The organism is Streptomyces sp. NPDC057697 (assembly GCF_042799335.1).
Classification (GTDB): domain Bacteria; phylum Actinomycetota; class Actinomycetes; order Streptomycetales; family Streptomycetaceae; genus Streptomyces.
This window is the reverse complement of the sequence record NZ_JBHVJA010000012.1, coordinates 179,350-197,161: the sequence shown is the minus strand read 5'-3', so window position 1 is coordinate 197,161 and position 17,812 is coordinate 179,350. Positions and strand designations below refer to the sequence as shown.

General features: G+C 74.2%; 13 protein-coding genes, 1 tRNA gene and 1 pseudogene. 10 read left to right on the top strand and 5 right to left on the bottom strand.

Features of this window, described 5'->3' with window-relative positions:
* Positions 1-114 precede the first annotated feature (114 nt).
* From ACFVFH_RS27870 to ACFVFH_RS27855, 4 genes and pseudogenes are all read left to right on the top strand, one after another.
* A complete protein-coding gene (locus ACFVFH_RS27870) occupies positions 115-3,405 on the top strand; it encodes a right-handed parallel beta-helix repeat-containing protein (RefSeq protein WP_383773528.1) in 3,291 nt (1,096 codons plus the stop codon).
* A complete protein-coding gene (locus tag ACFVFH_RS27865; RefSeq protein ID WP_383773526.1) occupies positions 3,402-3,908 on the top strand; it encodes a hypothetical protein in 507 nt (168 codons plus the stop codon). The genes ACFVFH_RS27870 and ACFVFH_RS27865 overlap by 4 nt, the downstream gene beginning before the upstream one ends.
* A complete protein-coding gene (locus ACFVFH_RS27860; protein ID WP_383773524.1) occupies positions 3,905-5,191 on the top strand; it encodes a S8 family serine peptidase in 1,287 nt (428 codons plus the stop codon). The genes ACFVFH_RS27865 and ACFVFH_RS27860 overlap by 4 nt, the downstream gene beginning before the upstream one ends.
* Positions 5,192-5,231: 40 nt before the next feature.
* A pseudogene (locus ACFVFH_RS27855) lies at positions 5,232-6,035 on the top strand (methyltransferase domain-containing protein).
* A gap of 100 nt (positions 6,036-6,135) precedes the next feature.
* Here ACFVFH_RS27855 and ACFVFH_RS27850 read toward each other — a convergent pair.
* On the bottom strand, positions 6,136-6,888 hold the full coding sequence (locus ACFVFH_RS27850; protein WP_383773522.1) for a TioE family transcriptional regulator: 753 nt from the start codon (positions 6,886-6,888) through the stop codon (positions 6,136-6,138).
* 58 nt (positions 6,889-6,946) lie between these two features.
* Here ACFVFH_RS27850 and ACFVFH_RS27845 point away from each other — a divergent pair, with 58 nt between their 5' ends.
* Positions 6,947-8,149: an erythromycin esterase family protein gene (locus ACFVFH_RS27845; RefSeq protein WP_383773520.1), complete on the top strand. Its 1,203-nt coding sequence runs from the start codon at positions 6,947-6,949 to the stop codon at positions 8,147-8,149.
* Between the two features lie 232 nt (positions 8,150-8,381).
* Here ACFVFH_RS27845 and ACFVFH_RS27840 read toward each other — a convergent pair whose 3' ends face one another.
* Positions 8,382-9,584, bottom strand: coding sequence for an MFS transporter (locus tag ACFVFH_RS27840; RefSeq protein WP_383773518.1), 1,203 nt, complete (start codon positions 9,582-9,584; stop codon positions 8,382-8,384).
* Between the two features lie 56 nt (positions 9,585-9,640).
* On the opposite strand from ACFVFH_RS27840, the gene ACFVFH_RS27835 reads away from it, so the two are divergent.
* Positions 9,641-10,240: a CGNR zinc finger domain-containing protein gene (locus ACFVFH_RS27835; RefSeq protein ID WP_383773516.1), complete on the top strand. Its 600-nt coding sequence runs from the start codon at positions 9,641-9,643 to the stop codon at positions 10,238-10,240.
* 250 nt (positions 10,241-10,490) lie between these two features.
* On the opposite strand, the gene ACFVFH_RS27830 is transcribed toward ACFVFH_RS27835, so the two are convergent.
* The 3 genes from ACFVFH_RS27830 to ACFVFH_RS27820 all read right to left on the bottom strand — a co-directional run bounded on the left by ACFVFH_RS27830 (position 10,491) and on the right by ACFVFH_RS27820 (position 12,950).
* A complete protein-coding gene (locus ACFVFH_RS27830) occupies positions 10,491-11,453 on the bottom strand; it encodes a nitronate monooxygenase (RefSeq protein ID WP_383773514.1) in 963 nt (320 codons plus the stop codon).
* Between the two features lie 125 nt (positions 11,454-11,578).
* Positions 11,579-12,220: a DUF5701 family protein gene (locus tag ACFVFH_RS27825; protein ID WP_383773512.1), complete on the bottom strand. Its 642-nt coding sequence runs from the start codon at positions 12,218-12,220 to the stop codon at positions 11,579-11,581.
* 136 nt (positions 12,221-12,356) lie between these two features.
* A complete protein-coding gene (locus ACFVFH_RS27820) occupies positions 12,357-12,950 on the bottom strand; it encodes an O-methyltransferase (RefSeq protein WP_383773510.1) in 594 nt (197 codons plus the stop codon).
* Between the two features lie 130 nt (positions 12,951-13,080).
* Here ACFVFH_RS27820 and ACFVFH_RS27815 point away from each other — a divergent pair, with 130 nt between their 5' ends.
* From ACFVFH_RS27815 to ACFVFH_RS27800, 4 genes are all read left to right on the top strand, one after another.
* On the top strand, positions 13,081-13,923 hold the full coding sequence (locus ACFVFH_RS27815; RefSeq protein WP_383773508.1) for an oxidoreductase: 843 nt from the start codon (positions 13,081-13,083) through the stop codon (positions 13,921-13,923).
* A 183-nt stretch (positions 13,924-14,106) separates the two neighbouring features.
* Positions 14,107-15,270: a hypothetical protein gene (locus tag ACFVFH_RS27810; protein WP_383773506.1), complete on the top strand. Its 1,164-nt coding sequence runs from the start codon at positions 14,107-14,109 to the stop codon at positions 15,268-15,270.
* Positions 15,271-15,352: 82 nt separating this feature from the next.
* Positions 15,353-15,424, top strand: a tRNA-Pro gene (locus tag ACFVFH_RS27805).
* A gap of 3 nt (positions 15,425-15,427) precedes the next feature.
* Complete coding sequence (locus ACFVFH_RS27800; RefSeq protein ID WP_383773504.1) at positions 15,428-17,725, top strand: hypothetical protein; 2,298 nt, start codon at positions 15,428-15,430, stop codon at positions 17,723-17,725.
* The last annotated feature ends 87 nt before the right edge of the window (positions 17,726-17,812 follow it).

The window sequence follows — 17,812 nt, the reverse complement described above, 5'->3', positions numbered from 1 at the left end:
CGCATCCCGGACGCCCGCGCCGCGCGGCGGTCGTGGCGGGGCCCCGTGCCCGTCCGGGCACCCGGGCGAAGGAGCGGCGGCAGCGCCCACCACGACGACGCAGAAAGGAACGCCATGGCCCGTCAGACCATCGTCACGGACCCGTACGAGGGCATCACGCCGGCCCTCGTCGCCGCACGCCCGGGGGGCGTGGTCCGCCTCCGCCCCGGCCGCTACGACGAGTCGCTCGTCATCACCAAGATGGTCACCGTGGTCGCCGACGATCCCGACGACCCGCCGGAGATAGCCCCCCGCTCGGGGAGCGCGGTCCAGATCGTCGCCGAGGCCGTCAAGCTCTCCGGTCTGATCCTGCGCGGCAGCGACGAGGACGCCCCCGTCGTCGATGTCCCCCGTGGCCAGGCCGCACTGGAGAACTGCCGGGTGCACGCCAACTCCTGGACGGCCCTGCTCTCCCGTGAGCGCGGCTCCCTCGCCATGCGCGACTGCGTCATCGCCAACCCGGCGGGCGCCGGATTCGTCGATCTCTCGCCCGAACCCAGTGTCGTCGAGGACTGTCTCTTCGAGGACCTCGGCAGCTCCGGCCTGGTGCTCGGCGACGACTCGGCCCCCGCCATCCGCGACTGCACCGTGCGCGGGGCCCGCGGCAACGGCCTGCTCGCCAACGGACGCGCGGGCGGCACCGTCGAGCGCCTCACCGTGGAAGGCACCCCCAAGCCCGGGGTCGCCCTGGAGGAGCAGGCCGCCACCCGCCTCTCCGACGTCCGTACCGCGGGCTGCACCATCGGCTTCCACATCTCCTCCACCGCCCAGCCGGTCCTCACGGGCTGCTGCGCCGTCGACAGCGTCACCCACGGCGTGCTGCTCTCCGGTTCCGCCGCGCCCGCGCTCGACAACGTGGAGGCCCGGGGCTCGGGCGGCAACGGCATCGTCGCGATCGAACGCGCCCGCGGCACCCTCTCCGACTGTCTGGTCGAGAACTCCCTCGCCGCCGGGATCCTGGTACGCGGCAGCGCCGAACCCACCGTCCAGCGCACCCTGGTCACCGGCGGCCACGCCGAGGGCCTCCTCCTCGACTCCGACAGCGCCCCCCGCGTCGACCGGGTGACGGTGCACCGGGCGGGCGGCCACGGCATCGTGCTGGCCGGCGGCAACCGGGCCAGGCTCCGGGACGTCGAGATCGTCGAAGCCGGCGGGCACGGTCTGCACGCCCGGGACGACGCCCGCGGGCGTGTCGAGAGGACCTCGGTCGTCGATGCCGCCCAGTGCGGTGTCCGTGTCGACGGCGCGAGCCCCGCGTTGCAGGACGTCGTGGTCCGCGGCAGCGGCGCCGCCGGCTTCGCGGCCGCGGGCACATGCGCCCCCGAACTCATCGACACCCTGATCGAGGACGCCGGTGCCGACGGCGTCTCGGTCATCGACGACGGGGCCTCGCTGACCGCCGTCCGGGCCCGGGTGCTGCGCAGCCGAGGCCATGGCGCGCTCATCGGCGCGGGCGCCACCGCCGAGCTGACGGGGTGCGAGTTCACCGACGGCGGGGCCGACGGCATCCGGGTCGCGACCGAGCGCCCCGTCCGCGCCGCCGGATGCACCGTCACCGGCAACACCGGCGCCGGGGTCCGCCACACCGTCCCCGCGGGCAGCCTCGCCGCGGACGAGCTGACCAGCGACGGCAACGGCGAGCCCGATGTCGTCGGCGGACGTGACGACGGCGCCGCCGCGCCGGAGACCGGCGGCCGGGAAGGAGCGCCGCACGCCGGACCGCTCGCCCGGCTCGACGAACTCGTCGGACTGCGCGCGGTCAAGGAGCAGGTCGCCACCCTCGTCAATCTCAACAAGCTGGCCCGGCGGCGCCGCGAGATGGGGCTGCCCGTCCCGGCCACCGCCCGCCATCTGGTCTTCGCCGGTCCGCCCGGCACCGGCAAGACCACGGTCGCCCGGCTCTACGGCTCGGTCCTCGCCTCGCTCGGCGTCCTGCGCTCCGGCCACCTGGTGGAGGTGGCACGCGCCGACCTCGTCGCGAAGATCGTCGGCGGTACCGCCATCAAGACCACGGAGGTCTTCGAACAGGCCCTCGGCGGCGTGCTGTTCATCGACGAGGCCTACACCCTCACCGCGGACGGCGGCAGCGGCGCCGACTTCGGCCGGGAGGCCGTCGACACGCTGGTCAAGCTGATGGAGGACCACCGCGAGGACGTCGTCGTCATCGCCGCCGGGTACTCGCAGCAGATGCGGAGCTTCCTGGAGTCCAACCCCGGCCTCGGGTCCCGGTTCAGCCGCACCCTGGAGTTCGAGAACTACTCGGTGGACGAACTCCTCACCATCGTGCGGCGCCAGGGCGAACAGCACCGGTTCACGCTCCGCGAGGACACCGAGCGGGCGCTGGCCCACCACTTCGAGCAGATGCACCGGGACGAGTCGTTCGGCAACGCACGCGCCGCCCGCAAGGTGTTCGAGGAGATGGTGGACCGCCAGGCGGTCCGCCTCGCCGAGTCCCCCGACATCACCGAGGAGGACCTCACCGTCTTCGTCCCGACGGACGTCGGCGACGAGGCCGCCCGTGCCGTTGCGGGCGAGCACGGTGCGGACGGCGGACGCCCCGAGCGCCTCACCGAGCTGCTCGCCGAACTCGACGGCCTGATCGGTCTGGACGGTGTCAAGGCGCAGGTCCGCGCCGTCGTCAACCTGGTGTCGGCGGCGCGCCGGCGCAAGGCCGCCGGGCTGCCCGCCCCCGCCATCGCGCACCATCTGGTCTTCACCGGGCCGCCCGGCACCGGCAAGACGTCGGTGGCCCGGCTCTACGGCGAACTCCTCGGTTCGATGGGGGTGTTGCCGCGCGGCCAGCTGGTGGAGGTGTCCCGTGCCGACCTCGTCGGACGCTACGTCGGCCACACCGCCCAGCTCACCAAGGAGACGTTCGCCAGGGCCCGGGGCGGGGTGCTGTTCATCGACGAGGCGTACACCCTGACCCCCGAGGGCGGTTCGGGCTCCGACTTCGGCCGGGAGGCCGTCGACACCCTGCTCAAACTGATGGAGGACCACCGCGACGACACGGTCGTGGTGGCGGCGGGCTACGAGGGCGAGATGGCGCGCTTCCTCGGCTCCAACCCCGGTCTCGCCTCCCGCTTCGGCCGTACCGTCACATTCTCCTCCTACGACGACGAGGAGCTGGTCGAGATCGTCCGCCGCCAGAGCGCCCGGGACGGCTACGAGTGCCCCCCGGCCACGCTGGAGGCGCTGCGCCACCACTTCGCCGGGGCCGACCGCGGCCCGGGCTTCGGCAACGGGCGCTACGCCCGCACCGTGCTCGAACAGATGATGACCCACCAGGCCGGACGGCTCGCGTCCGTCCCGGACGCCGACACGGACCAGCTGCGGCTGCTTCTTCCCGAGGATGTGACGGAATGACGGACGAAGGCAGGACGACGGGGCGGCTCCAGGATGCCGGGCGGTGCGCCACCTGCTTCGAGTCCTTCAACCCCGCCTGTCCGCGGGCGGTCCTGGACGAGGCGTCGCAGATGGTTCCCCGGAAGGTGAGCGAGCCGGTGCGGCCCCTTGCCCCCGGGCCCCGCCCCCGGACCGCCTCCGGGCCCGCCGCCCCGCGGACCTCCGCCGCCCCTCCGGGGCCGCCCGCGCCGCTGCCGGGCCTCCGCGGGGCGGAGCGCCCCGCCGCCGCCTTCCGCGACCCGCGCCGCCCACGGACGGATGCGTCGGCCGCCGCGGCCCCCTGGCAGGAGCGCACCGCCCCGCGCGTGACGCCCGGCGCGGCGTCCCCGGCGCCGGGCCCCGGTTCGCCGGACCGCCCGCGCACCACCGCGTCCGGCGCCTCGCCCACCCGCGCGCCGCGCACCGGCTCCGCCGCACCCGGCAGGGCCGAGGCACCGACCACGGAGGGGGGCGCATCCCGATGACGCAGGCGTCCCGCCATCCGGATCCGCCGCTCGGGGCCGGTGGTGACCGGCGCGGCCCACGGGTCCGTGGAGGACGGCTCCCCCGGCGCACCGCCCGGGGACTCGCCGCCCTCACCGCCACCCTCGCGGTGACCGCGCTGCTCGCGGTGGCGGCCCCGGCCTCCGCCGACCCCGCCCTGCCCCGGATCTCCGCGGCCCCGCCCCGAAGCGGCGGCTGCGTCGAACCGTCCCGGCGGCACCCCGCCGACGTCCCGTGGCCGCAGCAGTACATCGCCCCGTCCCGCGCCTGGGACACCACCCGGGGCGCGGGCGCCACCGTCGCCGTCGTCGACACCGGAGTGGACGCGGCGCACAGCCCGGCGCTGGCGGGCCGCGTCACGCCCGCGTCCGCCGCCGCCGGGACCGACTGCATCGGCCACGGCACGTTCGTCGCGGGCCTGATCGCCGCCGCGCCCCGTCCCGGCACGGGATTCGCGGGGGTCGCCCCGGAGTCCCGGATCGTCGCCGTACGCGCCACCGCGTCGGACGGCACCGCCACCGCGAACAGCGTCGCCGCCGGGATCCGTGCGGCCGTCGCCCGCCGCGCACGCGTCATCGACGTCCCGATCGCCCTGGCCAAAAGCAGTCCGGCGCTCGCCGAAGCGGTCCGCGACGCGGGACGCCACGGCGCACTCGTGATCGCCCCGGCGTACGGAGCGGGCGGCGCCGTCCCGTTGTCCGGGGCCACACCCGCCCCGGCCGCCTACCCGGCCGCACTGCCCGACGTCCTGGCCGTCGCCGCCCTCGGGCCGGGCGGTGTCCCGGACCAGAAGCTCGCCCCCCGTACCGCCCCGGACCTGGCCGCGCCCGGCACCGCCGTGATGAGCGTCGGCCCCGGCGGCACGGGCGGCTTCACCGGCGACGGTGCCGACATGGCCACCGCCTTCGTCGCGGGTGCCGCGGCGCTCGCCGTCTCCGCCCATCCCGACCTGACGCCCGCTCAGCTGGCCGGCCGACTCACCGCGACCGCGTACCACATCCCGGCGGACCGGGCGCTGGTCGGCGCGGGCACGGTGGATCCCGCCGCGGCCGTCACCGCCCCGGGGCCCGGACCCGCCGCCCACGCGACGCCGCGCGCCCCGGGCGGTCTCGCGATGCCGCCCCGCGAGGCCCGCCCCGGACGCACCACGGCCGTCGCCGTCGCCTCCGCCGCCGCGGCCGCCGCCCTCATCACCGGCTACGTCGCGTTCACCCTCCCCCGGGCCCGCCGCCGGGGCTGGCGCCCGGGGGGTTCGGCACCGTAGGCAGCACACCGCCGCGTACCCCCTCTGCCAGAATCGCCCCATGGCTGAGAACAACGCGGATCAGGGCTATCTGCTGGACAACCGGCAGTCGGAGGCAGGGATCCGCTTCGGCGCCCTCGGCGAGCTGTTCGATCCGGTGACGTTCCGGCACGTCGACGCCCTGGGCATCACCCGTGGCATGCGGTGCTAGGAGGTCGGGGCGGGTTCCCCGTCCGTACCTCTCGGGCTGGCCGAGCGGGTCGGCCCGGAGGGCTCGGTGGTGGCCACCGACATCGACGTGTCGTGGACCCGGGACATCGACGGCGGCGTGGTCGAGGTGGTGCGGCACGACGTGGCGGCCGACCCGCCGCCGCCCGGTGGTTTCGACCTCGTCCACGCCCGGCTGGTCCTGGTGCACGTCACCGACCGGGCCGAGGCGCTGCGCCGGATGGTGCGGGCGCTGCGGCCGGGCGGACGGCTGCTGCTGGAGGACGCCGACCCCGGGCTGCAGCCGCTGTTGTGTCCGGACGAGTCCGGTCCGGAGCAGCGGCTCGCGAACCGGCTGCGGTCCGGCTTCCGCGACCTGATGGCGGCACGCGGCGCGGACCTCGCGTACGGGCGAACCATGCCCCGGCTGTTGCGCGAGGCCGGTCTGGAGGACGTCCGGGCCGACGCGTACTTCCCGATCACCTCGCCGGCCTGTGCCGTCCTCGAAGCCGCGACCGTGCGGCAGATCCGCGACCGGCTGGTGGCCGCGGGGCTGGCCACCGACGAGGAGATCGACCGTCATCTGGCGAACGTCGCCACGGGACGGCTCGACCTCGCCACCGCCCCCATGATCTCCGCGTGGGGACGCCGCCCGTAACCCTCACCGGTGGCCCCGCACGCGCCCACGTCGTCCGGCCCAGCCGCGAGGCGGCCGCCGCACCGGCTCCGGACGCGCGCCCGGCACCCGTGTCGCTTTCTCACCCGGTGGCCGGCGCTCGTCCGCGCTCGCGGAGATACACCTCCAACTCGGCGGCCCCGGCGAGCATCGCACGCCCCCGGGCGGACAGCCTGCCGCGCCAGTCGCACAGGGCGGACTCCAGTGGTTCCAGGCCGCCGGCCGACCGCACCTGCGTGATCAGCGGGGCGATCCGCTCCAGCGGATAGCCGCCCCGTCTGAGCTGGTGGGCCAGTTGGGCGTCCCGGACGTCGGCCCCGACGTAGACGCGATAGCCGGTCCGCGGGTCGCGCCCCGGGCTCACCAGGCCCGCGCGCTCCCATGCGCGCAGCGTCGCGGGCCGGATCCCGAGCCTCCTCGCCAATGGCCCGATGAATGTGCCGCCCGGCCCGGACGCCTTCGGGTCCGATCCGGTCGCCGGGCCGGGCGCCAGGCCACAAAGTGCGTTCTCCACCGCCCGGAGGGTCCCACGGTCGTCGAGGAGTTGGGCGTGGCTCTCGTCGATGAGCCGGAACGCCTCCTCGGTGGCGCCCTCGTTCACCGCCCGCATGATCGATGCCGCCCTCTGGTGCCCGTGACCGGGCACCAGGGCGAGGAACGCGCGTAGGGCCTGTGCGTGCAGCGGGGTGTAGGTGCGATAGCCGTGACGGGTCCGGACCGCGGCCGGAAGGATGCCCTCCGCCTCGTAGTTCCTGACCGCCTGGGTGGACAGACCGGACCCGCGCGCCAGATCGACCGGCCGGAGCCTCACACCGTTTTGAAGGTTCTGCGCCATGACCCTGTCGATATCGAGGAAAAGTTTCAACCGAGAGTTCAACGATAGCGTTGAACGCATGGCAACCGACATCAGAGACACCGCCCATGCCTTCGGGTCCACCGCCGTCATGCGACTGCTCCCCGCCCGGCCGCGGCTCCTCGCCCTGGGCGAGCCCACCCACGGCGAGGACACCCTGCTCGACCTGCGCAACGAACTCTTCCGGGACCTCGTCGAGCAGGAGGGTTACCGGACGATCGCGATCGAGAGCGACTGCCTGATGGGGCTGGTCGTCGACGACTACGTCACCGGGGGCACCGGCACGCTCGACGAGGTCATGGAGCGCGGGTTCAGTCACGGCTGGGGTGCGTCCGCGGCCAATCGTGAACTCGTACGCTGGGCAAGGGCGTACAACACCGGCCGGCCCGTGCCCGAGCGGCTCCGCTTCGCCGGCTTCGACGGCCCGCTGGAGATCACGGGCGCCGCGAGCCCCAGGCAGGCACTCACCGCACTGTACGACCACCTCGCGGCCAGGGGAGACGCGAACCTGCTCCCCTGTACCGCGGACACGCTCGACCGGCTGCTCGGCGCGGACGAGCGATGGACGGAACCCGCCGCTATGCGGGACCCGTCCCGGTCCGTGGGGCGGTCGGCCGAGGCCAGGGAGTTGCGGCTGCTCGCCGACGACCTGGTGGCGCTGCTCGACGCGTGGACCCCTGAGCTGCTCACCGCGGCCTCGCGCGAGGACTGGGACCGGGCGCGCCTGTACGGCCGCACCGCCACCGGTCTGCTGCGCTACCACTTCTGGATGGCCGACACCTCGCCGAGCCGCCTGACCCGCCTGGTGACCCTGCGGGACGCGATGATGGCCGGCAATGTCCTCGCCCTCGCCGAACGGGGCCCCGCACTGCTCCACGCCCACAACGGTCATCTCCAGCGGGCCAGGAGCTCGATGCGGATGGACGGCCTGCCGCTGGAGTGGTGGAGCGCGGGCGCGATCGTGAGCGCGCGTCTGGGCGAGGAGTACGCCTTCCTGGCCACGGCGCTCGGCACGATCCCGCACCAGGGCGTGGAGGCCCCCGCCCCGGACACCGTCGAAGGGCTCCTGTACGCGCTGCCGGAGGACCGTTGCGTCATCGACGCACGCCGGTTGGTGAAGGCCGTGGCCGACGCACCGCCGGTGCCTCGTGTGTCCCCCTACTTCGGCTACTCCCCGCTCGATCCGGCCCACCTGGCCGAGATCGACGGAATCGTGTTCGTCAAGGACGTCCCGCCGAACTAGGCCGTGTATCGAGAGTCCCGTCTGCCCGAAAGTCCCCCGGCCGAAGCCGAGTTCGGCTTCGGGATGTCAGGACGTGCTCACTCGATAGACGGTGGGCCGCAGCAGCGGTTTCCGGCCACCTTCTTCTCAGGACCGGCACCGGACCGGAACCGGCATCGCCCGGACCGGTGCCGCCACTGCCCGCAGGCGAAGGGCCGAAGTCCCTGCGGCAGATACTCGGAGGCCGGCCGCCTCAGCGGGCGGAGGTACGGATCCCCGACGAGTCGCCGGTGGACGAGGGGAGCGCGAAGCACACCAGCGCGGCGAGCACCGCCACACCCGCCGCGAGTATCAGCGCGCCGGGCAGCGACCGGTCCGCGACCGGACCGGCGACCGACGCTCCCAGGGCGAATCCGGTGATCTTCAAGCTGGCTCCGGTGGTGAAGATCTGGCCCCGCAGGTGTTCCGGGGCCTCGCGGTGGCGGATGGCGAACAAGGCGGCCAGGTGGGGCCCTTCACCGATGCCGGCCATCAGGGCCGCCACGACGAGCACGGCCGGCCGGCCGGACGCGGCCAGGGCCAATGCGGCGGCCTGGACGAGAGCACCGGCCCAGATGACCGTGTCGGGCGCCATCAAGCGCGGGAACCGTGCCAGTACGGCGTTGGCCACCAGGGCGGAGACCGCCGCGCAGGAGAGCAGCATCGCGCCACGGCCGGCGCCGCCGAGGACACGCTCGCCGAGCAGTGCGAGGCACGTCGCCAGCATGCCCTGAGCCGCACAGCACACGGTCGAGCTCAGGGTCGCGCGGGCCAGCGGCCGTTTCGCGGCGATGACCCGTGCACCGGCAGCCAGTTCGCTGATCACCGACACCGCGCGGGAGCCCTGCCCGGGGGCGGTACGGGCGGGCAGCATCCATGCGGCGGGCAGGGCCAGGCCGATGAGCCCCGCGGCGACCACCACGGCCGTCGGCGCCCCCAGCGCCTCCGCCGCGCCTCCGGCGAGGGCCGGGCCGGTCAGGCTCGCCGCGCCGAACGTCATGGCATCGAGCGCGTTCGCGCGAGGCAGACGGCCGCCCGGCGCCACCCGGGGCAGTTGGGCCGTCCAGCCGCCCGACAGGGCCGGCCCCAGCAGCCCGGTCAGCACCGCGATCAACACGGTCACGGCGAACGGCAGACGGCCCAGCCCCACGAGGATCATTCCCAGACCAGTCGCGTACAGGACCAGGGCCCCGGCCAGCAGCCGTCCGGGCCGTCCCGCCCTGTCGAGGAGGACCCCCAGCACCGGCCCGCCCACCACGGCGGAGACCGTGATGCCCGCGAGCAGCGCCGACGCTTCGGTGGCCGACCCGGCCCGTGCGAATCCCGCCAGCATCAGCGCCGGGCCCGACATCTCGTCCCCGGTGCGTGCCGCCACGGCTCCGGCGAGATAGAGGCGGAGTGGGTAACGCGTTCTCATGACCGAGAAGGTACGGAAGTAACTCAAACATCAGCAAGATGCGTTACATTGCGCGCATGTCCTCCCCCAGTGACGACTGGTCCACCCGGCACTCCGTGCTGACCACGGCCCGGCGGACCGCCGCCCTGGTCAACGCGCTCGACGGCGAACGGCCCGACCCGGCCGGCATCGCCCAGGTGCTGCGTTCCTACGGTGAGGCGGACCCCATCCGCCTCACCGCTGACGACATCGCCGGGATGCGTGCTGCGGCAGCCCTCCTCCGGGAGGTCTTCGCCGCCGAGAGCGCCGACGGTGCCGCCGCCTCCCTCAACCGTCTGCTGCGCGAACACACCGGACCGCTCCGGCTGACGTCGCACGCGGGCGGCGCCCCCTGGCACCCCCACCTCGACCAGGACGACGACGCCCCCTGGGCCGAGTGGCTCCTCGCCTCGTCCTGCATGGCCCTGACCGTCCTCGTCTGGGACCGCCAGCGTCCGCCCGGCAAGGTCTGTTCGTCGCCCAGTTGCCGAATCGTCTTCATCGCCCAGGGCAGCGGCCCGGAACGCCGCTACTGCTCGCGCCGGTGCGCGACCCGCGAACGGGTGGCGGCACACCGGCGTGCCCGCACCGCGGTGCGATCGGGCGGAGCCGAGCAGCCACCGGGCCGGTGTCCGTGACGTCCTGTGGCCCCGGTCGGTGCGTGCCCTCGGCCGGGCAGGCGACGGATGGCGCACGAAGCGCGCCGAGGTGCGGCGGCCGGGAGGGGCGGCCGCCGTGGACCCCGCGCTGGGAGCACCCGCTCCTCGGGGCATCGCCCCCGGACCGCTCCCGTGCCGGTGTCCGCCGGATGCAGTCCGGCCGCCGACGGCCGACCGCCTGCGTCCGGCCGTCGAAGCGCTCCGGAGGATCGCCTCCGCGGTTCTTCTGTCAGGGCCTTCCCGCGCGGGTCAGGGCGTCCTCGGCCTGGGCGGCCAGTGCGGCGACGAGATCGGCCGCGGGAGGGAGGTCGTCGACGAGATCGACGCCTTCCCCGGCCCACACCGGCAGCGGTGGCACGACGCCGCGCGCCACATCGGCCTGGTAGGCGTCCCGGGCCTCCGGGTCCGCGGCGAGTTCCGCCTCCCTTCCCCGCCAACGGTCGAGGTGGGGATGGCCGAGGGTGCGAGCCGTGTACTTCGCCGTCGGCCACCGGGCGCCCCTGGCGATGTCGAGGACGGCGTTGCGTTCCGTGTCCTGCGCGCGCCCGTTGACGATCGCCTCGGTGATCGCGCCGTCCGCCAGGGACTCGGGCGTGACCTGGAAGCGGGTGCCGATGAGCGCGCCGGCGGCCCCCAGCGCCAGGGCCGCGGCCACACCGCGGCCATCGGCGATCCCACCCGCCGCCAGGACCGGTACGGGGCCCGCCAGGTCCACAACCACCGGCACGAACGGCAAGGTGGCCCTGCCGCGCCGGGCCCCGTGTCCGCCGCTCTCCGTGCCTTGCGCGACGATGACGTCGGCACCCAGGTCCAGCGCCGTCCGGGCCTCCTCCAGATCGGTGACCTGGACGATCACCGCCGCGCCGGCCGCGCGGACGCGCTCGACGAACGGGCTCGGGTCCCCGAAGGAGAGCATCACGGCTCGCGGCCCGTACCCCAGGGCCTGCTCGACCACGCCGACCCCGGCCGCCCAGCTCAGGAACCCGACGCCCCACGGCTGCCCACCACCGGCCACGATGGGCAACTCCCGTGCCAGCCAGTCCGTATCGCCCTGCCCGGCGCCCAGCAAACCGAATCCGCCACCGCGGGAGACCGCCGCGGCGAGTGCGCCGCCCGCCGATCCGCCCATGGGTGCCGACGCGATCGGGTGCCGCACGCCGAACATCCTCGTGAACGCCGTGGACAATGCCATGTCCGCTGTCTTCCTTTCTGCCCGTGCGCCGGGGCACCGGCCCATGAGCGGGTCGAGCCGAGGCATGCTCACGAAATGACACCGGGTTCCGCGACGGCCTGCGGCACGGAGGTGATCGAAGGTGGTCAGGCCGCGGTCCGGCCGGTCGCGGAGGCGAAGCCGAGCCATGTGTGTCGGTTTCCCGCCCAGCACCAGCCCACCTTCGGCGCGTCGCGGTTCTCCCGGCCGTCCCGCCCGGTCCCGTTGCTGATCCACAGCGCCGGGGTCCGGGCGTCGAGCGTGCCGTTGTCCTTCCGCAGCCGGGAGCCGATGGTCATGAAGCAGCGGCCCCGCTCCAGGGTCTCCGGCTGCTGGAGCACCCAGTGGATGCCCTCGGCCAGGAGCAGGGGGGTGCGGCCTTCCGCGGCGATCGCGGGCAACGCCTCGTCGGGGCTCCAGTTCGCCATGTGGTCGCCCCGGTCGAGGCCCTCCACCACGTAGACCGGCTCGTCGGGTACGGCCAGGGTCTCGATGGGCGAGAACCGGTCGATGTCAGCCATGTCCACCACGACGAAGCCGGGCTTTCCCCGGTGCCGGAGCAGAGGCGCGAGTGCCGACGCCGGAACGCGGTCCGGGCGGATCACCAGGAGCCCGGCACGATCCCCGGTCCTCTCGGCTGCGGAGCGCAGTGCGGCGGCCGGGAGGCCGCCGAGCTCATGCACTCCGAGCCGGATCAGTCGCTCCGCCTGGTCGGTGATCGAGGGAAGAATCTGCGATGCGGTCGACATGTGACTCCATCAGGCTTCGAAGCAGGGCGAGTTGGACGTGCGCGCTCATAACGCGACCGGTCCCGGAATCGTTCCCGCCGCTCCGCCCGCGCCCGTCACCGCCACGAACCGTCCTGCGGCTCTCCCGGCGCCGGGCTCAGCCGCGACGCGTCGCAACGATCACCGAGGTGGCCGGTGTGGTGAGTACTTCGGTGGCTTCCAGGTCCGGATGCGTGAGGTAGAAGAGGCGCAGCTCGTCCACTTCGCCCTCGAACCGGGGCGGCCAGTCGAGCGAGGGAGTGAAGTCGTCCAGGACGAGAAGCCCGCCGGGGGCGAGGAGGTCGACGACCCCCTGCGGGTCGTCGCGCTTGCCGCCCCCGTCGCAGAAGAACACGTCGAAGGGGCCATGGTCCTTGAGCAGCCGCCAGTCCCCCGTGAGTACGCTGACCCGTCCGTCGTCCGCGAAGACCTCTGCCGCTCGACGGGCCAGTTCCACATCACGCTCCACGGTGACCAGGCGTGCGGCGGCGCCGAGGCCGCTGTGCAGCCAGGCGGTGCCCACCCCCGAGCCGGTCCCGCTCTCCGCGACGGCCCCATGGGGCTTGGCGGCGGCGACCAGTCCGAGGAGTCTGCCCACCTCGGGAATGCAGCTCTTCCTGAATCCCGTCTCAAAGGCCATCCGCTCCGCGGCCACCACCCGAGGCGGAATCGCGCGCTCCGTCATGGTCACCTCTCCTGTGCCCTGCATCATGGGCATGACGCTATCCCCCGGCCGGGCCCGTGGCACAGCCCGCGTCCCTCAGGTGCTCGGGCCGCTCGGAGCGGTGACGGCCGCTGGTTGCCGCTCGCCGACCGCGGCGATGCCGGGCACCATGAATCCCATGACGATCAAGACCTTCTCCCTCGGCGGCGACCTGCCCGTCAACCGGCTCGGCTTCGGCGCCATGCGCCTGGCGATGGGCACCTTCGACGGTCCGACGCGGGCCCCGGAGACCGGCATCGCCGTGCTCCGGCGCGCCGTTGAACGGGGCGTGAACCACATCGACACCGCCGGTTTCTACGGCAGAGGAGAAGTGTGGGCCAACGAACTGATCCGTACGGCGCTGTCCCCCTACCGTGACGACCTGGTCGTCGCGACGAAGGTGGGGCCCCTGCTCCAGCCCGATGGCGTGCCGAGCGGGCAGGCGACACCTGATCAGCTGCGCGGCCTGGTGGAGTCGGATCTGCGCTCGCTCGGACTGGACCGCCTCGACCTGGTCTACCTGCGCGTCGGCGGGATGACCGGGCCGGGTGGCGAGTCGATCGCCGAACGGTTCGCGGTACTGGCCGGGCTGCGGGCGGAGGGGCTGATCCGGCACCTGGGTGTCAGCAATGTCGACGCCGCCCAGTTCGCCGAGGCCCGCGCGATCGCGCCCGTGGCGGCGGTCCAGAACCAGCATGCCGACGATCCGGGGCTGCTCGCGGAGTGCGAGGGGGCGGGCATCGCGTATGTGCCGTACTTCCCGCTCGGTGGTGGCGGTGTCCCGCTCGACACCGAACGGCTCGCCGAGGTCGCCGCGCGCCTGGGCGCGACCACGGCACAGGTGCGGATCGCCGCGCTGCTGGCGGCGTCGCCCTCGGTGCTGGCGATTCCCGGCACCGGCTCGCTCGACCATCTGGAGGAGAACCTCGCGGCCGCCGATCTGGTGCTCGGCGCCGAGGACCTGTCCGCGATCCGCGGCTGACCGCCCGGTTCCGGAGGCCGCCCGGCTGCCGCGGCACCGGTCCCCGGCCGGTCCGCCGCATTCGGTCCGTCCCCGAGTGGTCCGGGCGATGGGGCGCACGGCCGTGATCCATATGTGATCAGCACCTCGTAATCTCCTCGGTCAGGGGATTCACGGGGTGAGCGGTCGAATCGGGGGCAGCACATGACATACCGACGCGCGGCGATACCGGCACTGGTGGGAGGACTCCTTCTCACGGTGCTTCTGTGGTGGGCCGGGGCGAGTGCCCAGGCACTCCATCTCCAGGGCACCGCCGACGTGTTCGGGGGCCGGACGGCCGCCGAGCTGGAACGCTGGCTCACGCCCTGGTCGTACGACCCTCCGGCCTCGGTCCGATTCGGCATCGGGGTGTCCGGCGGGATCGGGGACCCGGCCGGGGCGGACGGCGCCCGCTATCTCTCGCTCTACACAACAGGGTTGCAGATCCGGTTCGCCGCGGTCTTCGCCTGCTTCGGGCCGGGGGCGCTGCTGCTGATCCGCCGGTTGCCGCCGGTCGGCGGCCGGATGCCGGCCACACTGCTCGCGGTGTGGGCCTGGGGTCTGGTGGCCGGGACCCTGGCGGTGACCGTCTCCGCGCCATGGCTGATCGCCTCGCACGGGCGCGGCAGTTACCGCTTCCTGCCCCAGCTGGCGGGTGCGATCTCCTCCGGCCGGGAGATCCTGGTGGTGACCGCGCTGGCCGCCTCGGTGTGCACGGTGCTCGTCGCACGGGTCTCCGCCAAGGGAGCCGGTCCGCTGCCGCGGACGGTGGTGCAGGCGCGCGCCGCCCGTCTGTCCGCCACCGCCGGAACCCTGGTGATCGCGCTGTCCCTGGTGGTGCTCTCGTACCAGTCGGTCGCCGCCGCCCTCCAGCAAGTCTCTCCGGGCGTCGGGCTGTTGGCCGAACCGGGCGATCTGCTGCGCCAGTGGCTGCTGCTCGGCGCCTGGTCGGGCCCGGCGGGCACACCCGTCGGCGACTGGCTCCTGTACCGGGCCTCCGATGTGCTGCTGCTCGTCGTGGTCTGGTGGGCGCTGCGGCTGCTTCCCGGGCTGCTCACCCGGGCCACCGTCCCGGCGATGGCGGTGGGCACGGTCTGCGCGACCGTTCTCGGGCTGCTGGCGAGTCAGGTGCTGCGGGTGGTGACGGACGGGACGGGCCCGCACTGGCGGCTGGAGTCGTTCATCTCCAGCATCGGCGGCGGCGTTCCGGCCGCCCTGACCTGTGGACTGGTGGCGGGCGTAGCGGCCGCCGTGACGCTGCGGGCGGCCATGGGCCGTACGGAGAGCCTCGGTTCCTCCGGCCCGGACGAGGGGGTCACCGGACCGTGACGCGGCGCCGGTGCGACGGGGCGCCGCCCCTCGGCAAACATGGTTGCACCGGCTTCGGACCGGCACCTAGTCTCCTCTCCATCGACGTGTAGCTCAGCAGCAGAGCGCCGGGCTCGGGACCCGGAGGGCGCAGGGGCGGAACCTGCCACGTCGGCTTATGAACGACGACGCTGAGCAGCAGCACTCCGCAGGGGCCGGGCACGCACCGGCCTATCCCCGGGCGATGCGGGCCCAGGCCTTCCGGACCTGGCTGACCCATGACGACGCCGGCACCCGGGACCGCGCCGCGACCCGCGTCGACCGCTGGCAGTCCGTACTCTCCGGCATGGCCGAGGGACGCCTGACCATCGGTTCGCGCACTCCGGTGGCGGGTCTGCCCGTCTGGGTAACTCCGGAAGTCGTACGCGGCGGGTTCGCGACCTCCGCCGCGAGCGCCGAGGGCCCGCTCCAGCCGTACGAGCGGGAAGCCGCGTCCCGGGCGGGCGTGCCCGCCGAGCGCGGGGCTCTGTTCGCGTACTGCCTCACCGAGGCGGGGCTGGCGCGGCTGTACGCGTTGCTGGACAGCGGGCGCTACGAGATCGCCGTGCCCGAGGAGGCCGCGCTGCTGTTCGTGGCGTGGCTGGTGCGGGCCGGGGACGTCGCCGGTGCGCTGGAACTCGTCGAGGTCCTCGAACCGTGGGCCGACCGGCTGCGTTTCACGCCGCGCCCGTCCGACCTGCCCGCGCCGGATGCGCGGGCGGTCCACCGGCGTACGGTCGGTGACGTCGGCGCGTCCATGTCCGCCAGGCGGCCCCACTCCGGGGTGGAGACCCAGCGCGAGGCCCTCTCGGTCTGGCAGCCCTTCGGGGACGAACTGCTGGCCCACTGGCTGGAGACGGCCGGGACGGGGCGCGTGCTGGACCGGGTGCCCGACGAGGCCTGGCGGGAGCGCGGGGCGGTGCTCCTGCGGCGCTACCGGGAGCTCGCCGCGGCCCACACCCGCTGCACCAAGCACCGCGACCCGAAGGAGAATCTGGGCATCCTGCGCGGAGCGCTGGAGGAGACCGTCGCCGGTCGGCCGCTGGACGCGCGCCGGCTCGGGCTGCTGCGGCACGCGGTGGAGTCCATGGTCCGACGGCGCGGCCGTCCCGGCTCCGCGCGGCACGGCGCGCTGCGCGCCCGGCAGGCGGCGCAGGCGGCCCGGCCCTCCCACCACGCGCTCGCCCAGCTCGTCCTGCGCCGGCTGTCCGGGCTCCCGCAGCGGACCGGCACGGCGGACACCGCACCGCTGGTCTCGGACGTCTCGGCCCACGAGGCCACCGAGACCGGGCTGCCCGAGGGGGCGGTGATCCCGGCGACGGTGCGGCGCGTCGTCGAGGCCGCGCTGAGTGCGCCGATCAGCACGCTCGTGGAGCGCGGTGTGGTGCCCTCGGCCGAGGTCCTGGCCGAACTGGTGCCGCAGCTGGTCGCGGCGACCGGCTCCCAGGAGTACCAGGACCGGGCACTGCGCACCCTGGTCGCCGCGCACTACCGGGCGTTCCGCAACCGCCGTTCGCTGCTTCTGCTCCACCTCGCCCGGCAGACGCGGGTCGAGGAACTGCCCTGGATACGCGCGGTGTCCGCGTACCGCTCGGACGACCGGGGCCAGGAGGCGGTGCTCACCCTGCTGCGCCGGCTCGGCGAACTGGCCGTGCAGGCGTTTCCCGGCACGCTCCTGCCCAACCCGCTGGTGCGCGAGTTCGGTGTACTCGCCCGACGGAGCGAGGCCGGCGCACCGTTCGTCGAGGAGTTGGCCTCGGACATCTTCATGGGGACGTTCACGCCGAAGTTCCTCGCGGCGGCGCGGGTCGCCGCCGACCTGCTCGGCGGAACGCTCTACGAGCGCTACTACGCCATCGACTACGCCGCCGTCCGCAACCTCGCGGTCATCGAGGCGAGCGAGTCCCTGGGCCGTTCCCACCGGGCGCGCACCTCGCCGGGTTTCGCGAAGCTGTGTGCCGAACGGGCCGGTGAGCCGAGCGTCCGGGGCTGGTCCGTGGCGGCCAACGGCAAGGTGATCGAGCAGGCCCAGATCCTGACGACCCACAACCTGGCCACCCTGGTCGGCCGGATCGGTATCCGTCCGGAGCCCGGATGGGGCGACCTGGCCCTGCGCTGTTTCGCCACCGTGTGCCTGCTGACCGCCCGGATACACGGCAACCCTCGGCCGCTCTCCACCATCAAGGACGCGGCGTACGCATGGCGTCAGATGGTGTTCTGCCTGTCGCTCTGCGACGCCGCGGAACAGGCCCGGGTGATCGCCCGGCTCGATGAGGAGACGGCCCGTCACCCGGAGCATGTCCGGGCCCGACTGGCTCCGGCCCTGACCGGCCTCCGCCGGGCTGCGGCCGGTGCTTCCCCGGACACCGGCGGGGGGCGCCGCTTCCTCGGCTGGACAATCGGTCCCCACTGGCTCCGCCCGGCGCCCCCTGCCTGACCCGGATCTTTCCCACGGCGTACGGCCCCGGCCCCGGCAGCCGCACCGTCGGTGTTTCCGTGCCGTGCGGGCAGGAGGGCGGGGCCG

Coding starts and splice junctions, on each gene's coding strand:
- ACFVFH_RS27870 (WP_383773528.1), top strand. CDS start 115: ATGGCCCGTCAGACCATCGTCACGGACCCGTACGAGGGCATCACGCCG.
- ACFVFH_RS27865 (WP_383773526.1), top strand. CDS start 3,402: ATGACGGACGAAGGCAGGACGACGGGGCGGCTCCAGGATGCCGGGCGG.
- ACFVFH_RS27860 (WP_383773524.1), top strand. CDS start 3,905: ATGACGCAGGCGTCCCGCCATCCGGATCCGCCGCTCGGGGCCGGTGGT.
- ACFVFH_RS27850 (WP_383773522.1), bottom strand. CDS start 6,888: ATGGCGCAGAACCTTCAAAACGGTGTGAGGCTCCGGCCGGTCGATCTG.
- ACFVFH_RS27845 (WP_383773520.1), top strand. CDS start 6,947: ATGGCAACCGACATCAGAGACACCGCCCATGCCTTCGGGTCCACCGCC.
- ACFVFH_RS27840 (WP_383773518.1), bottom strand. CDS start 9,584: ATGAGAACGCGTTACCCACTCCGCCTCTATCTCGCCGGAGCCGTGGCG.
- ACFVFH_RS27835 (WP_383773516.1), top strand. CDS start 9,641: ATGTCCTCCCCCAGTGACGACTGGTCCACCCGGCACTCCGTGCTGACC.
- ACFVFH_RS27830 (WP_383773514.1), bottom strand. CDS start 11,453: ATGGCATTGTCCACGGCGTTCACGAGGATGTTCGGCGTGCGGCACCCG.
- ACFVFH_RS27825 (WP_383773512.1), bottom strand. CDS start 12,220: ATGTCGACCGCATCGCAGATTCTTCCCTCGATCACCGACCAGGCGGAG.
- ACFVFH_RS27820 (WP_383773510.1), bottom strand. CDS start 12,950: ATGATGCAGGGCACAGGAGAGGTGACCATGACGGAGCGCGCGATTCCG.
- ACFVFH_RS27815 (WP_383773508.1), top strand. CDS start 13,081: ATGACGATCAAGACCTTCTCCCTCGGCGGCGACCTGCCCGTCAACCGG.
- ACFVFH_RS27810 (WP_383773506.1), top strand. CDS start 14,107: ATGACATACCGACGCGCGGCGATACCGGCACTGGTGGGAGGACTCCTT.
- ACFVFH_RS27800 (WP_383773504.1), top strand. CDS start 15,428: ATGAACGACGACGCTGAGCAGCAGCACTCCGCAGGGGCCGGGCACGCA.